The organism is Paraglaciecola sp. G1-13 (genome assembly GCF_055809255.1).
Genome location: NZ_CM147903.1, coordinates 983,643 through 999,874 on the forward strand (window position 1 = coordinate 983,643; position 16,232 = coordinate 999,874).

The 16,232-nt window shown below is 44.8% G+C and carries 17 protein-coding genes; 13 read left to right on the top strand and 4 right to left on the bottom strand.

The window, feature by feature from the left end:
- The first annotated feature begins 2 nt into the window (after positions 1–2).
- Positions 3–944 carry a protein translocase subunit SecF gene (gene secF / locus AC0L6N_RS04075; RefSeq protein ID WP_011574087.1) on the top strand — a complete coding sequence of 314 codons (942 nt, stop codon included), beginning with the start codon at positions 3–5 and terminating at the stop codon, positions 942–944.
- Between the two features lie 264 nt (positions 945–1,208).
- Here the strand turns inward: secF and suhB are convergent, their stop codons facing one another.
- Positions 1,209–1,988, bottom strand: coding sequence for an inositol-1-monophosphatase (gene suhB / locus AC0L6N_RS04080; RefSeq protein ID WP_011574088.1), 780 nt, complete (start codon positions 1,986–1,988; stop codon positions 1,209–1,211).
- A gap of 236 nt (positions 1,989–2,224) precedes the next feature.
- Here suhB and gloA2 point away from each other — a divergent pair, with 236 nt between their 5' ends.
- The 12 genes from gloA2 to AC0L6N_RS04140 all read left to right on the top strand — a co-directional run bounded on the left by gloA2 (position 2,225) and on the right by AC0L6N_RS04140 (position 10,531).
- Positions 2,225–2,608, top strand: a complete 384-nt coding sequence (gloA2, locus tag AC0L6N_RS04085) for an SMU1112c/YaeR family gloxylase I-like metalloprotein (RefSeq protein WP_473479100.1) — start codon at positions 2,225–2,227, stop codon at positions 2,606–2,608.
- 33 nt (positions 2,609–2,641) lie between these two features.
- On the top strand, positions 2,642–2,824 hold the full coding sequence (locus tag AC0L6N_RS04090; protein WP_473479102.1) for a hypothetical protein: 183 nt from the start codon (positions 2,642–2,644) through the stop codon (positions 2,822–2,824).
- Positions 2,825–2,990: 166 nt separating this feature from the next.
- Positions 2,991–3,716 (top strand): tRNA (cytosine(32)/uridine(32)-2'-O)-methyltransferase TrmJ, encoded by a 726-nt coding sequence (trmJ, locus tag AC0L6N_RS04095; protein ID WP_473479104.1) that lies wholly within the window; start codon positions 2,991–2,993, stop codon positions 3,714–3,716.
- Positions 3,717–3,718: 2 nt separating this feature from the next.
- Complete coding sequence (gene cysE, locus AC0L6N_RS04100) at positions 3,719–4,522, top strand: serine O-acetyltransferase (protein WP_011574092.1); 804 nt, start codon at positions 3,719–3,721, stop codon at positions 4,520–4,522.
- 125 nt (positions 4,523–4,647) lie between these two features.
- Positions 4,648–5,133, top strand: coding sequence for a Fe-S cluster assembly transcriptional regulator IscR (gene iscR, locus AC0L6N_RS04105; RefSeq protein ID WP_006992093.1), 486 nt, complete (start codon positions 4,648–4,650; stop codon positions 5,131–5,133).
- A gap of 16 nt (positions 5,134–5,149) precedes the next feature.
- Positions 5,150–6,373: an IscS subfamily cysteine desulfurase gene (locus AC0L6N_RS04110; RefSeq protein WP_473479105.1), complete on the top strand. Its 1,224-nt coding sequence runs from the start codon at positions 5,150–5,152 to the stop codon at positions 6,371–6,373.
- A gap of 63 nt (positions 6,374–6,436) precedes the next feature.
- Positions 6,437–6,817 (top strand): Fe-S cluster assembly scaffold IscU, encoded by a 381-nt coding sequence (iscU, locus tag AC0L6N_RS04115; RefSeq protein WP_011574094.1) that lies wholly within the window; start codon positions 6,437–6,439, stop codon positions 6,815–6,817.
- A gap of 25 nt (positions 6,818–6,842) precedes the next feature.
- Positions 6,843–7,166, top strand: a complete 324-nt coding sequence (gene iscA, locus AC0L6N_RS04120) for an iron-sulfur cluster assembly protein IscA (RefSeq protein ID WP_006992096.1) — start codon at positions 6,843–6,845, stop codon at positions 7,164–7,166.
- A 134-nt stretch (positions 7,167–7,300) separates the two neighbouring features.
- On the top strand, positions 7,301–7,828 hold the full coding sequence (hscB, locus tag AC0L6N_RS04125) for a co-chaperone HscB (RefSeq protein WP_473479108.1): 528 nt from the start codon (positions 7,301–7,303) through the stop codon (positions 7,826–7,828).
- Positions 7,829–7,848: 20 nt separating this feature from the next.
- Entirely contained in the window at positions 7,849–9,717 is a 1,869-nt protein-coding gene (gene hscA / locus AC0L6N_RS04130; RefSeq protein WP_473479110.1) for a Fe-S protein assembly chaperone HscA, read from the top strand.
- Positions 9,718–9,763: 46 nt separating this feature from the next.
- Entirely contained in the window at positions 9,764–10,102 is a 339-nt protein-coding gene (gene fdx, locus AC0L6N_RS04135) for an ISC system 2Fe-2S type ferredoxin (protein ID WP_006992099.1), read from the top strand.
- 138 nt (positions 10,103–10,240) lie between these two features.
- The gene (locus AC0L6N_RS04140; protein ID WP_011574097.1) at positions 10,241–10,531 is read left to right on the top strand and encodes a YebG family protein; all 291 of its coding nucleotides are present in this window, start codon (positions 10,241–10,243) and stop codon (positions 10,529–10,531) included.
- Positions 10,532–10,689: 158 nt separating this feature from the next.
- Here AC0L6N_RS04140 and olsF read toward each other — a convergent pair whose 3' ends face one another.
- The 3 genes from olsF to glnD all read right to left on the bottom strand — a co-directional run bounded on the left by olsF (position 10,690) and on the right by glnD (position 16,141).
- Positions 10,690–12,465: a bifunctional ornithine lipid synthase OlsF gene (gene olsF / locus AC0L6N_RS04145; protein WP_473479114.1), complete on the bottom strand. Its 1,776-nt coding sequence runs from the start codon at positions 12,463–12,465 to the stop codon at positions 10,690–10,692.
- A 109-nt stretch (positions 12,466–12,574) separates the two neighbouring features.
- Positions 12,575–13,393, bottom strand: a complete 819-nt coding sequence (locus AC0L6N_RS04150; RefSeq protein ID WP_473479115.1) for a UDP-2,3-diacylglucosamine diphosphatase — start codon at positions 13,391–13,393, stop codon at positions 12,575–12,577.
- 135 nt (positions 13,394–13,528) lie between these two features.
- Positions 13,529–16,141: a [protein-PII] uridylyltransferase gene (glnD, locus tag AC0L6N_RS04155; RefSeq protein ID WP_011574100.1), complete on the bottom strand. Its 2,613-nt coding sequence runs from the start codon at positions 16,139–16,141 to the stop codon at positions 13,529–13,531.
- Between the last annotated feature and the right edge of the window lie 91 nt (positions 16,142–16,232).

Sequence of the window (16,232 nt, forward strand, 5' to 3'; positions counted from 1 at the left end):
ACATGCAATTGCTAAACATGAAAGAAACCGTCGGCTTTATGTCGTTGCGCGTTCCCGCAGCGATACTATCCGCGTTACTGGTTATCGGCTCTCTGGTATCCCTTGGTGTTAACCAGCTTAATTGGGGTTTGGACTTCACCGGCGGTACGCAGATTGAAATGCGATATGAAGGTGTGGCTAACTTAGACGCGGTTCGCGCTGAGTTAACTCAAGCCGGCTTTGTTGAGCCTACAGTGCAAAACTACGGTAGCAGCCAAGACATACTAATACGCATTGCTCCAATGGAAGGCGTGAAGAACGTTGAAATTGGCGACAGAGTAGTTGCTGCGTTGCAAGCTGCCGATCCAAGCGTTGAAAAACGCGGTATCGCTTTTGTTGGGCCAAATATTGGTGATGAACTTGCCGAGCAGGGCGGGTTAGCCATGTTGGTTTCTTTACTTTGTATTCTGGTATACGTAGCAATGCGATTCGAATGGCGTTTTGCTTTGGGCTCAGTTGTGGCACTTGCCCACGACGTAATCATCACATTAGGTTTGTTCTCAATTCTACAACTGGAATTCGACTTAACGGTACTGGCCGCTGTATTGGCAGTAATCGGTTATTCCTTGAATGATACGATTGTGGTATCAGATAGGATCCGTGAAAACTTCCGTAAAATCCGCAATTCAGAAACCGAAGAGATCATTAATATTTCACTGACCCAGACTTTGAACCGTACCATTATTACCTCGTTAACGACGATATTGGTATTGATGTCATTGTTCTTCTTGGGCGGGGCAACTATTCATGGTTTTGCGACTGCGTTACTGTTTGGTGTGATAATCGGTACGTATTCGTCTATCTACGTTGCCAGCTTAGTGGCGCTATGGTTAGGTGTAAGCCGTGAAGACTTGATGCCAACTGAGATAGAAAAAGAAGGCGCTGACCAAGAGTCAATGCTGTAGCAAATTAGATTACCCATAAGGGTAAACAGAGTTGCGCATCGAGAGCCGTTTGATTAACCATCAAGCGGCTTTTTTAGTGGTGTGTTTATGCTAACACTGTCTACCCAGTACTCAGTATTCAGTATTCAATACCCGGTACTTAGTACTCAGCTTTTGAATGCGAAGATTGGTCGTATTTTTTAGCCAAAAAAAAAGCGAGCCATAGGGCTCGCTTTAAAAAGGTCATACGTTCTTAAGCCATTACACTTTTAACCTATTACAACCTTAAGCTTTCAAATTCTTGACTAGGGTTTGCACGACTTTAGCGCTTCCAGCAACGATGTCACCGTTATGCATAGGGTCGTTATTACCTTTGAAATCTGTTACCAGGCCGCCAGCTTCACGAACGAGAAGTTCACCCGCTGCAATATCCCATGGCTTCAAGCCACTTTCCCAGTAACCGTCGTAACGACCAGCGGCTACGTAGGCTAAATCCAGAGCAGCTGAACCACTACGGCGCACATCACCCGCTTGGAAAAAGATGTTACGGAAGCTTTCAAGATATGTCGGTAATGCATCTTTGTTTTTGTATGGAAGTGCGGTGGCAAGGATCGTTTGGTTCAACTCTTTTGCTTTACTAGCACGAATACGGAAACCGTTAAGTTGAGCGCCAGCGCCTTTGCTTGCGGTAAATAGTTCGCCACGAATAGGATCGAACACAACCGCCTGGTCTAAACGACCTTTATGCATTAAAGCGATGGATACTGCGAAGTGGGGAATACCCTTGATAAAATTAGTGGTGCCATCTAGCGGGTCAATGATCCATTTGTAATCAGTGTTGCTACCTTCTACTACGCCGCCTTCTTCACCCACGAAACAATGGTCAGGGTAAGATTGTTGAATTTTGCGAATAATTGCTTGCTCGGCTTCTTTATCGACGCGAGTAACGAAGTCGTTACTGCCCTTGGCTTCAATCATTAATTCAGATTGATTTTCAAAACCACGGGCAATGACGTTGCCCGCAGAACGCGCCGCGCGCACTGCTATATTCAGCATAGGATGCATAGTAAAACCACCAATTTTTAAAAGAACGTTAAGATAAAGAATTTGTCACTCGCATTGCTTTTGCTAGCAAGTGAACAAAAAATCGCCGCGCAGTTTACCAAACTACAGAATATTCGCAATCATAATCTGGATTTATAGCAAACTATGTTAGCGTAAGCGCTCTTTGATATCTTCAAGTGTACTGGGTGAGGGCACTTGATAACTCGTACCTGATAATAGCCAATAGAGAATACTCAATGTTAAAACGCATTCATCACGTCGCTGTCATTTGTTCTGACTATGCACGCTCAAAGCATTTTTATACCGAAACACTAGGGCTGAACATTATTGCTGAAAACTACCGAGCGCATCGTGATTCTTATAAATTAGATTTAGCGCTGCCCGATGGCGGGCAGATTGAGCTTTTTTCATTCCCTGGGGCTCCAGAGCGCCCGAGTCGCCCAGAAGCACAAGGTTTACGGCACCTAGCGTTTGTGGTGGATGATGTTGAAACCACAGTGGCTTTCTTGACGGCGAAGGGCGTTGAGGTAGAGGAAATCAGGATTGATGAATATACCCTCAAAAAATTCACCTTTTTCGCCGACCCAGATGGTTTACCCTTGGAGCTTTATCAAGCATAAATACGATGTTGCCTCTAAGGAAAGTGTGATGAAGTGCTTGTTGGCGTTAGCATTGGCACTAAAGCGTGTGACGCAGATACCCAATTGCTACTAAATTCAGATGATACCTACATGCTTGTTAGCAGCCCTCAAGCAGGCGCTAACGAGGTCAAGCAAGATGAAGTACAACTTAACCGCCAGCAAACGTTGATTTTTGGCTTTTGGAAAGTAACCTAATATCCTTACGTGCAGTTAAGCGGGCCGGAAAATCACCCTTATAACATCTTCACATATTTTGTAGCATGTGGCTCACTCTGCGCACCGTGCCAACACTACTTTTGCACGCAAAATGTGCTATTATCCGCGCCCTAAAATCTCCATAAATCACAGATAATCCTTTGCTATGCTAGAAAATATTAAAATCGTATTGGTCAATACATCCCACACCGGCAATATTGGTTCAACAGCGCGCGCTATGAAAACCATGGGCTTGAGCCAATTGGTTTTGGTTGACCCAGTATCACCGCCAGACGGTAAATCTAGCGCGTTAGCTGCTGGGGCTGGGGATGTTCTGGCCAACGCGAAAATTGTCTCCACCGTGGCAGAAGCAGTAGCGGATTGTGGTTTAGTGGTCGGCACAAGTGCCCGTTCGCGAACGTTATCTTGGCCTATGCTTGAACCTCGCGAATGCGGCGAAAAGTTAGTATCCGAAGTACCTAAATATCCCGTTGCCTTAGTATTTGGCCGTGAGAACAACGGCTTGAGTAACGAGGAGCTACAGCAATGTCATTTTCATGTATGTATTCCCGCCAATCCTGAATATAGCTCGTTGAACTTGGCTGCTGCTGTACAAACACTATGTTACGAAATTCGCATGGCGCATCTTAATGAAACGCGACGAGAGACGAGTGTGCAGGAAGAATACCCGCTGGCGGATGATCTTGAAGGCTTTTATAGCCATTTGGAACAAACCCTTCACAAAACGAATTTCATCATTCCGCAACATCCAGGTATGGTCATGACCAAATTACGTCGCTTGTTTAATCGTGCTCGTCCTGAAACTCAGGAGCTGAACATATTGCGCGGCATATTGGCATCTATCGAAAAGTCCAGCAAAGACAATACATAACAATGTTCGAACGTATTAAAGAAGATATCCAGAGTGTATTTCACCGCGACCCAGCAGCGCGCAATACGTTCGAGGTTTTGACGAATTACCCAGGGCTGCATGCCATTTGGTTTCATCGTTTAAGTCATCGATTATGGAAGGCCAATTGGCGCTGGTTAGCTCGCAGCTTATCAACGTTCTCCCGTTGGGCGACAGGAGTGGAAATACATCCTGGCGCTAAGCTTGGCAGACGCTTCTTCATAGATCACGGGATGGGTGTGGTGATAGGTGAAACCGCAGAGATTGGCGATAACGTTACCCTATACCATGGCGTCACCCTTGGCGGTACTTCTTGGAGCGCTGGTAAGCGTCACCCCACTTTAGAAGATAATGTCGTGATTGGGGCAGGGGCCAAGATTCTTGGGCCTATCACTATGCACAAAGGCGTGAAGGTGGGCTCCAATTCTGTTGTGGTAAAGGATGCCCCTGAGAACGCCACTGTTGTGGGTATACCTGGTCGCATCGTGATGCCAAGCGCGAACAAAGAACAGAACGGCCACCGGGCTAAAATTGCCCGTAAGTATGGCTTCGATGCCTATGCTATTTCAGATGAAAACCCTGATCCTGTCGCAAATGCTATTGGATTAATGCTTGATCATGTTCACCTTATTGATACCAAAGTGGAAGAAATGTGTAAAGAGATCAATAACATGGGAGGGACTGTTTGCGGTAAATCACTGCCCACCCTTGAAATTGATAGCTTCGGCGATCATTTAACGACGGCGGAAAAAGAATCGGCAAAGGCGTCATTCGATCCACAAATTTAGCGTTGTTGATGGATGACTCAGTAAAAACCAGCACTCTAATACTTGACTAAAACAGTAGGATAAATACTTGACTAAAATAGTCGGGTTTGGGACAATAGCTGCAAGTTTTTAGCTAGGTGTTCAGAATGAAATTAACTTCTAAAGGTCGTTACGCTGTTACAGCAATGCTGGATGTAGCCTTACATTCACAGCGCGGTCCCGTGTCGTTAGCAGATATATCTGAGCGCCAAGAAATATCGTTATCTTATTTAGAGCAACTTTTTTCACGTTTACGCCGAGAAAAATTGGTAGACAGTGTGCGTGGGCCAGGCGGCGGTTACAAGTTGGGCCGCCAACCCAGCGACATTCCTATCGGTGAGGTCATTCGTGCCGTAGACGAGTCAGTTGATGCAACGCGTTGTCAAGGTCAGTCAGATTGCCAAGGTGGTGAGCGCTGTTTAACCCACAGCTTGTGGCAAGATTTAAGTGAGCGCATCAGCCTTTTTCTCGATGGCATTACTCTTGGAGAACTCATGGCGCAGCACGACGTGAAATTAGTAGCAGACAGACAAGATAAAACGAAACACCTCAATTATATTGCCGGCAACGAAATCGAAGTGAGCCTGCAGTAAATAAGCGGAGTAGACAATGAGCGACATTAAGTTACCAATTTATTTAGATTATTCATCAACCACCCCGGTTGACCCTCGTGTTGCTGCCAAAATGGCAGAGTGTTTGACCAACGAAGGCAACTTTGGTAACCCTGCATCGCGTTCTCACCGTTTCGGTTGGGTAGCAGAAGAAGCAGTCGACGTTGCTCGTAATCAAATTGCTGATTTGATCAATGCAGATCCTCGTGAAATTGTTTTCACTTCTGGCGCAACAGAATCAAATAACCTTGCAATCAAAGGCGCTGCACATTTTTACGGCAAAAAAGGTAAGCACCTCATCACAGTGAAAACTGAGCATAAAGCCGTACTTGATACGTGCCGTCAGTTAGAGCGTGAAGGGTTTGAAGTGACGTATTTAGATCCTGAGCCAAATGGTTTGGTTGATATCGAAAAATTCACAGCGGCCATCCGCCCAGACACGATTCTTGCTAGTGTGATGCACGTAAACAACGAGATTGGCGTGATCCAAAACATCGCTGCTATCGGAGAAGTGTGCCGCGAGCGTAAAGTGTTGTTCCATGTTGACGCTGCGCAAAGCACAGGCAAAGTGGCAATCGATTTACAAGCGCTGAAAGTAGACATGATGTCTTTCTCAGCACATAAATCTTACGGTCCTAAGGGGATTGGAGCACTTTACGTTAGTCGTAAGCCTCGCGTTCGTCTTGAAGCGCAAATGCACGGTGGCGGCCATGAGCGTGGTATGCGCTCTGGTACCATGGCAACTCATCAAATTGTAGGTATGGGTGAAGCATTCCGTATCGCACAGGAAGAAATGGCCACCGAGAACGAACGTATTCTAATGCTACGTAATCGCTTATGGGATGGAATCAAAGATATTGAAGCGGTTTACATCAATGGTGACATTGAACAACGCGTTGCAGCGAACTTAAATGTGAGTTTTGCATTCGTTGAAGGTGAGTCTTTGATCATGGCCCTTAAAGATATGGCCGTATCATCTGGTTCAGCTTGTACATCAGCCAGCTTAGAGCCGTCTTATGTACTTCGCGCGCTTGGTTTGAATGATGAATTGGCCCATAGCTCAATTCGTTTCACAATCGGCCGTTTTACCACCGAAGCTGAAATCGACCATGTGATAAGCGTAGTACGTAACGCAATCGACAAATTACGTGATATGTCTCCTTTGTGGGATATGTACAAAGAAGGCATTGATTTGAATACCGTTGAGTGGGCACACCACTAGTATTTGAATAATTTATAGAATTCACAGTAAGGCGAAATCGTCTTCACAAATGAGGTAACCATCATGGCTTACAGCGAAAAAGTAATCGATCACTACGAAAATCCACGTAACGTAGGTGGTTTTGACAAGAATGACCCTAGCATTGCAACCGGTATGGTTGGCGCGCCAGCATGCGGTGACGTAATGAAATTGCAATTGAAGATTGGTGCTAATGGCATTATCGAAGATGCAAAATTCAAAACTTATGGCTGTGGCTCGGCGATTGCGTCTAGCTCATTAGTTACTGAATGGGTTAAAGGTAAATCAATTGACGATGCCGTGAAGATTTCGAACATGGATATTGCTGAAGAACTTGCCTTACCACCAGTAAAAATTCACTGCTCTATTTTGGCAGAAGACGCTATTAAAGCAGCCGTTGAAGATTACAAAAAGAAACACCAGTAAACGTTAAACGAAAGAGGAGACCATAGTGGGAATTAAAATTTCTGAGGCTGCGGCACAACGAGCATCTAGCTTTCTGCAAAACAGAGGCTCAGGGCTAGGCTTGCGCTTAGGAGTCAAAACCACGGGTTGTTCTGGTTTAGCGTATGTGTTGGAATTTGTCGACGAGTTAAACGAAGATGACCATGTTTTTGAAGATAATGGCGTTAAAATCATTATCGATGGTAAAAGCTTGGTGTACTTAGACGGTACCGAATTAGATTTTGCCAAAGAAGGCCTGAACGAAGGGTTCCAGTTTAATAACCCTAACGCAAACGGCGAATGTGGCTGCGGCGAAAGTTTTAACGTATAGGTTTGCTATACGTGGCTATCAAAGAAGCAGGCTAACAGGCCTGCTTTTTATTAACGACGATTAAGACGTATCACGATGTAGACGCTTCCATTGTCTACACCTTCATAGGCCAAACTCAAAAGACGCTAATTGATATGAATTATTTTGCGCTATTCAACCTGACGCCTTCATTCGATGTAGACAAAGCGGCGCTTGCAGCGACGTACCAACAACTACAAAAACTCACGCATCCAGATAGGTTTGCTACCGCCAGCGAGCGCGACAAACTCATTGCTTTGCAAAAAAATGCGCAAGTTAATGACGGCTATCAAGTCTTAAAAACACCTCTGAGTCGTGCTGAGCATATGTTGGAGCTACGCGGGGTAGAACTACAGCATGAGCAAAAAACCATGCAAGACGGTGCATTTTTAATGCAGCAAATGGAATGGCGTGAACAATTAGACGATGCTCAACATGCTAACGATCCACTTACTGCCCTTGAGTCTCTAGACGACGAAGTAGCGGCGGATATTAAGCGGTTGTTGAGTGAGCTTGGGGTTTTTCTCGAGCAATCCGATGATGCGGCGAATGAAAACGCTGCAAATCTGGTACGTAAGCTGAAGTTTTTATTTAAGCTACGTCACGAAATTGAAATCAAAGAAGACGCGTTAAGCGACTTTTGAACAACTAAACGGTTTTTATAATGGCATTACTCCAAATTGCAGAACCTGGCCTGAGCGCGGCACCTCACCAACGTAAACTTGCCGTGGGTATTGATTTAGGCACAACAAATTCTCTCGTAGCGACTGTTCGCAGTGGTCAGGCAGAGACGTTGGGTGACAACAATAACCAACACCTTTTACCTTCAGTGGTCAGTTACACCGCTGATCAAGTGGTGGTGGGTGAGCAGGCTAAGCATGATGCTAGCCTTGACCCTGCAAATACCATTGTTTCAGTAAAACGTTTCTTGGGTCGTAGCCTCAATGATATTCGCCGCAGTTACCCAGACTTGCCTTATGATTTCGATGAGTCAAACCCAAACTCGCCGTTGCTGAATGTTACCGGCCGTCAAGTGAATCCAGTTGAGGTGTCATCTGAAATACTCACCATCCTGCGTTTACGTGCGGAACAGAGCTTGGGTGAAGAGCTAAGCGGTGCTGTGGTAACGGTTCCTGCGTATTTCGATGATGCGCAGCGCCAAGGCACTAAAGATGCCGCGCAACTAGCGGGATTAAAAGTGTTGCGGCTATTAAACGAACCCACAGCGGCCGCCATCGCTTACGGCTTAGACACTGCTCAAGAGGGCGTGATTGCCGTTTATGACTTGGGTGGCGGCACATTTGATATCTCTATTTTACGCTTGAGCAAAGGGGTATTCGAGGTATTAGCCACTGGTGGTGATTCAGCATTAGGCGGCGATGATTTTGATCACATGATTGTTAAGCATTTTCGCCAGCAGCTTGGCCTAGAGGGGGCGTTGTCAAAACGTTTGCATCGGGTCCTATTGGACAAAGCAAAGTTTGCTAAAGAGTCCTTGAGCGACAATGACACTGTTACAGTGGATTTTGCCGATGATGAGCAAAAGCTTCTCAGCTTATCTATTAGTCGAGAAACCTTTCAAGGTTTGATTGCTGACTTAACGAAAAGTACATTACGCGCGTGTCGCAGGGCGCTGAAAGACGCCGAGTTAGAAAAAGACGAAGTGCTAGAAGTCGTCATGGTTGGCGGTTCAACTCGCGTACCTTATGTGCGTGAGCAAGTGGGCGAGTTCTTCGGCCGAACCCCTTTAACCTCTATTGATCCTGATAAAGTGGTGGCCATTGGCGCCTCTATTCAAGCTGATATTCTAGTAGGTAACAAGCCTGACGGTGAAATGCTGTTACTGGACGTATTACCATTGTCTCTTGGCTTAGAAACTATGGGCGGTTTGGTTGAGAAAGTCATTCACCGTAATACCACTATTCCTGTGGCGAAAGCGCAAGAATTTACGACATTCAAAGATGGCCAAACGGCTATGATGATCCACGTGTTGCAAGGCGAGCGCGAATTGGTTGACGACTGCCGTTCGCTAGCCAAATTCACGTTGCACGGTATACCGCCGATGGCGGCTGGCGCTGCGCACATTCGTGTCACCTTTCAGGTAGATGCAGATGGTCTGCTTAACGTGATGGCGATGGAGAAATCCAGTGGCGTTCAAGCTGAGATCCAAGTTAAACCCTCTTATGGATTAGACGAATCACAAATCAGCGACATGCTTAAAGCGTCCATGCAGAACGCCACAGGCGACATGCAGGCCCGCATGCTGAAAGAGCAACAGGTAGAAGCTGCAAGAGTACATGAAGCCCTACAAGCTGCGCTGAATGCAGATGGAGCTGAGCTATTGAGCGCGGCGGAAATCGGCACTATTCAAGCTAGCTTAGAGGTATTAGATATCGCAGGCAAAAATGATGATATCGATGCGATAAAGCAAGCGATTAGCGCGGCCGATGCAGCGAGTCAAATATTCGCAGAAAAACGTATGGATCACTCGATCAAAAAGGCACTGGCCGGTCATACGGTCGACAGCATTTAATTTTATTTAGCGTCAGAATTAATTTTTCGATTTAAGGAAACAACAGATGCCACAAGTTATATTTTTACCTCATGCTGAGCTTTGCCCAGATGGTGCCGTACTCGAAGCGCCTTCTGGCACAACAGTATTGGATGTTGCTTTGAAAAACGGTATAGGCATTGAGCATGCTTGTGAGAAGTCATGCGCCTGTACCACCTGCCACGTCATTGTGCGTGAAGGGTTTGAATCGCTTGACGAGAGTGATGAGTTAGAAGACGACTTACTCGACAAAGCCTGGGGGCTAGAGCCTGATTCGCGTTTAGGTTGCCAAGCTATTATTAAAGATGAAGATTTAGTGGTTGAGATCCCTCGTTACACTGTTAATCAGGTTAGTGAAGGGCACTAATCGCTAATTTTGATTTTGCTTTAACAAAAACCAGCCACAGGCTGGTTTTTTTATATGTGCACGGCGGTAAAAATGAACTGTACATAAAAACAGGTGTTGTGCTATATTTTGTACAGACACGCAATTGAGGATACAAATATGGCCATTATTACCAGATACGTCGTTGAGCATAAAGGGGTTGAAAAGTTTGTGACCGCAGATAAAAAAGAAGCCGATAAGTACGACAAAATGCTAGAAGTAGCAGACAACCTAGCCGAGTACATTGAAGCTAAGGGGATGAAGTTCGAAGCGGATGTTTTAGAGGATTTGGCGATCATGCTGTCTAAAAATAAAGATGCGGTTGGCAAGATGTTCAAAGGTACTGAGGCAAAGTCTGTACTGTCTGACGAAAAAGCTGAAGTAGTCGCCCTTAGTAAAAAGAAAGCCTAAGGATCAGGGCCCAATCACGGCTCAATACTGAGAACTTATACCCACTCCAGTAAACAATGAATCGCTGAGCGAAAATTTATAAATGTAAGCTAAAAGGCGACCGTCAGGCCGCCTATGGCTGCTCAGTAGGTGGCTCTTTATCAATTAGAAGCATAAGATTAACTTGCTTTTTTTAATATCATTTCTTTAGTTTCTCCCTTGCTGTTAGGGGCATCTTTTTCTTCTTTAGCAGCATTGTGCGGCATATAACGCGCTTTTTTCTTTGCTTTGAGCATATGGATATCCGCTAAGACTAGACCATCAATACAATTGCCAAAATCAGCATCAATATTAAAGTCTAGGAAATGAATGCCACCGTTGTCATAGGTTTCCGTATATTGTTTATACAGCGTCGGAACCGCCACTCCCATGTTGGCCAGCATATGCTTTAGTTGGGTAAAATCTTTCTTATAATCACCGCCTGTAAAACTTTCAGCTAAATCGGTTGCCAAATGATAAGGGGTTTTAGAGGTGGCAATAGTGTCTTTATGGGTAAAATACAAGCGGTAAAATTGTACTAACAAGTCTTTGGCCGCTTTAGGGTAGGTATCGCTCAAGGAAACAGGTCCGAACAAATAGCGATAGTCAGGGTGGCGCTGCAAAAATGCCCCTATGCCGTACCATAAGTAATCTAAGCTACGTTTACCCCAATACCTGGGCTGTACAAAACTTCGGCCGAGCTCAAGTCCTTTTTCAAAATACGGCTGCATTGCGTCGGTATAATTGAATAGCGTGGCTGAGTACAAACCATCGGTTCCGGTTTGTGCCAGTAACTTTTTAGCATCACCAAAGCGATAAGCGCCGGCAATTTCTAGATCGTCTGGATCCCAAAGAATCAAATGAAAATACTGGGTATCGTATTGATCAATATCACGTCTGCGGTGACTGCCTTCGCCTACGGCGCGAAACGCTATTTCACGCAGGCGCCCAATTTCGCGCATGATGGGTGAACTACCCTTGTATTGGTATAAGTAGATTGCTTTGCCATCAGTGGTTTCCCCTAAATGCTCACAATCACGTTTTATTGCACGGCTTAGTTCAGTGCGGTTTTCTGGCATAGCAATGGCTTTTTGGGTGGCAAAAATGCCTTGTTTGCCCATGCCGATGCGATAAAGGTGTTTTTTGAGTAATTTAACTTGCTGGATGCGATTAATTTTATCATTGGCATAGGATTCAAATGGGATCACTTCGCCAATACGCATGGGCAAATGCTTACGCTTTTGTTTAAACATTTCTGTGACCAGTAGCATGGCCGCCAATGGCTTATACAGCATGGATACACCATAAAATAGGGGGGAGTTTTTAGCATCAATAAATACTGGCAGGATAGGGGCTTTTGCTTGACGCGCAATACGCAAAAAGCCGCTATGCCAATGGGTATCCCGCACTCCCTGAGGGCGCAGCCTAGACACCTCCCCCGCAGGGAATATAAGTAGTGCGCCTTCTTGCTCTAAATGCTGCTGAATGTTGTGAATATGATCTTTTGCGGTGCCGCCGTCCATGTTATTGACCGGTAACAACATGCAGTGTAACGGGTCGATTGTCATCAACATTTGATTTGCCACGACTTTTACATCAGTTCTGATTTCGCTAACCAATTTTATGAGGGCTAGGGCGTCTAACGAGCCGATGGGGTGATTGGCAATAATAACCAAGCGACCTTGGCTTTGAATATGCTCACGCTCGTTATCACGCACCGAATAGCTAACATTGAAGTATTCAATAACTTGTTCAACGAATTCAAGACCTTGGTGGTGCGGATAGCTCTGAGCAAACTCGTTCATTTCTCGCTCATGAAGCAAATGTCTTAGTACAAATCCTGCTGACTTAAACAACCACGGCTTTTCAGCCACTTTTGGGTAGTGCTTGTGTAAAACGTCATTAACCGTAAACATAGAGAGTGCCGTTATTGCTGTTATTAGGGCTCATACTAGCGACGATATATGACGATTTGGTGCCAGTTAAATGGCAATTTAATTACAGTACAAAGAACAAAAACGACCATCAGGCGGCTTTATTTTGGCTTTTTGCTTTGCTCATGCGTAGGTTGAATAGATTGCTGGCGTGAGCCGTCTGGGTCCAGTAAATCAGCTTCATTTCCCCGCTTGCTAACTCCGTTAAGGCTGAGCAGTTTTCAATCCAGTCTCCATCGTTGTAATAGGTTTTCCCATTGATATTATCAACTTCGGGGTGGTGAATGTGCCCACAAATGACGCCGTCTAAGTCCATTTCCGTCGCGCGGTTAATGCACGCATGCTTATAGCGGCTAATGGCTTTATTAGCCTCTTTTATATGGCTCTTTAAATAGCCTGCCAATGACCAATAGGGGAATTTAAGCGATGCGCGAGCGCGGTTATACCAACGATTAATAAATAATAAAAAGTCATATGCCTTATCGCCTATCCATGACTGTAAAGGGCCGAAGCAAACTTCTTGATCAAACTGATCGCCATGAAGCACCAATAATTTTTTACCGTCTGCTGTGATGTGAACGGCTTCTCTGGCTATTTCGATTTCACCAAATGTGATGCCATCATATTTTTGCAATGGAGCATCATGATTGCCGGGCAAAAAGATAACGCGAGTGTCTTCCTTTGATAAACACATGAGTTTGTGCAGCACCTTATTATGCGCCTCAGGCCAGCGGAATTGCTTGCTCATTGCCCACATATCGATAATGTCACCTACTAGGTATAATGTCTCAATAGTTGAGTGCTCTAAAAAGTCGAGCAAGTATTCAGCTTTACAGTCTTTGCTGCCTAGGTGAATATCAGACAACCAAACTGTGCGGTAGTGCGCGCGATAAACCAGTGTGTTTTTCATGGTAAAACCCTTTAACTGTTTAGCGCTTAGGCTAAAAGCAGGGTTTTACAGTAAAGTGACGTTAATTTGAAAGTATCATGACAGTGAGCTCTCATTACCGATATATGGCAAAGAGCTCACTGGTGTTGGTGGGTATTAATCTAGGGTGTCGGATAAGCGCTTTTTGAGCTCGATTTCCTGATTTTGTGTTAAGGCTTTGTCGTCACTATTGCTAATGATGAATAAATCTTCAGCCCGCTCGCCGATCGTGGCGATTTTAGCCATACGTAATGAAAACTCCATTTCCACCAATAAGTTGCCCACTTTAGCCAACAGCCCTGGCGCATCTAATGCTTCAAGTTCAACCAGCGTGACATCAGGCTGACTAGAATAGAACCGCACTTTAGTGGGGACGTCCAGCTGTTTCATTTGACGGGACATTTTACGACGGTTCTGGTGCTCTTCACCCGGTTTGTTTAGCTGATTGGTCACAGCTTCTTTTAAACTGCTTAAGCGACTCGCCGAGTCAATCCTGTCTCCAGATTGTTCCAACACAATGAAGCTATCAAAGACGTAGCCATCATTGGTTTTCATGATCTGCGCATCATGAATCGAACAGTTGCGGCTATCAAGTACAGAAGCAACCTGAGCGAACAAGTTGATTTTATCTTTACCATACACCAGCAATTCTGTACCCGATTTAGCGGTGTGTTCATTGGCTTCGACGAGTAAAAAGTCATCAGTCATAGGATGGGCAGCTAGAATAACGCCCGCATGCCACGCAATTTGATCGGGCTTGAAACGCACAAAGTAATCATCCGTTAAGCGCTTCCAAAACTGTTCAACTTGGCTTTCATTTACGCCGCGGTTTACCAGTAGTCTTTTTGCTTTGGTCTGATGTTCGTCAATCCTATCTTGCAAAGCAACCTTGCATTCCAAGCCGTTATCTAAGGCTTTTTGTGTGAGCAAATACAGTTCACGAAGTAGGGTGGCTTTCCAGTCATTCCATAAGTTGTCATTGGTGGCACGTATATCAGCCAGTGTAAGCACATAAAGGTGATTAAGGTGATTGTGCGTGCGCACATTACCCGCAAATTCGTTGATCACCTCTGGGTCGTATATATCGCGGCGCTGTGCAATAACGGACATCATTAGATGGCTTTCAACTAACCAAGCGATGAGTTCGGCGTCTTTGTCATTAATGTCATGCATGGTGCAAAACTCGGCGACATCTTTAGCGCCTAATTTAGAGTGGTCACCGTTACGGCCTTTACCAATATCATGAAAGATAGAGGCAATGTATAACAGCTCTGGTTTGTCTAGGTTACGCACGATACGGCTACAACGAGGAAAGCCTGCGTTGCCCTGACTGTATTGATAAACGTTCTTAACTAATCGATGGGTGTGCTCATCGACAGTGTACGCATGAAATAAGTCGAATTGCATCATGCCTACAATATGATCCCATTGCGGTAAATAGGACTGTAAAATACCGTGCTTATGCATGATGTCCCACCCTAAACCAAAGAAATCTGGGTGTTGCATCAGTTCAATAAATAGCGTGCGACAGCGAGGAATTTCGCAGTAATATTGACTATGGAACTTACGACGCGCTAAGCGTAGTTGACTAAGTACGCTTGAATGCAAACCTTCAATTTGCGGCGTATCTGCAATCAGTAGTAAGCATTGCAGAATGTCTTCTGGCTCATTGAATACGTTGTCATGCCGCGTGGCGAGTAGACCATCGGCAATTTCAAAGCTTGGATTGATAATTGAGCGATCTTTGACTTTGATATGCAATACATCGTGTCCAAAACGTTGCAATAACATTTCGTTAAGCTCACTAATACGTCTTACCGTTCTGAAAAACGATTTCATCATGCGCTCGACAGATGCCTTACCATCATCACCATAACCTAAGCGACTGGCCACATCATTTTGATAATCAAATAACAAACGATTTTCGCTGCGCCCAGCTTGCATATGCAGTGCAAATCTTATGCGCCATAGATTAGAGCGACACTCTAGTAGCTCTTGAAATTCTTGCTCTGTGAAGTAACCGCGTTCTACCAATTCCGTGCCCTTCATCACCTTAAAGTGTTTCTTAGCTATCCAACCAATATTTTGTATGTCACGCAAGCAGCCAGGGCTCTCTTTAACATTGGGTTCGAGGTTATAAGAGGTGCCTTTAAATTTAGAATGGCGTATTTGTTGTTCTTTTGATTTAGCGATAAAAAAGTCTTTGCTAGTCCAATAACCGCGCCCATGAAGTTTTTTATTCAGAGTTAAAAAGGTGTCCTGATTACCTGTCAAAAGCCGAGCTTCGACCAAATTTGTCGCTATGGTGACATCACCACGGGCTAGGGAAACGGTTTCCTTTATGGTACGAACTGATTGGCCTATGTCTAAACCAACGTCCCACAAAAAGGTGATAAACTGACCTATGGTATTTTGCTGGGCTTGAGAGAGCGAACTAGGGCTAAGTAGCAACAGGTCAATATCTGAATAGGGTTGCAGTTGGCCTCTACCGTAACCGCCTACCGCCACCAATGCTATTTTAGTTTCTTTATGTAAATCGAGTAGTTCCCATGCATGGCATAAAAGAGCATCGACAAAGGTGGCACGACCAAGAACAAGGCTGTCTACATCTACTCGGGTAAACTCACTCTCTAACCAGTCATAACTATCGCTGATGCAGGCTTTAAATGCAGGAATGTCGTCAGTGGATTGAATAAGTTGGATTTGATTTATTAACGTTTGCAAAGACAAGATACGGTCCTTTATTCAATTGGATGACGATTTAATTACACAGATATACTCTTAAGGTTCATCTAATTAAAGCCTAATGACAAATAACTAA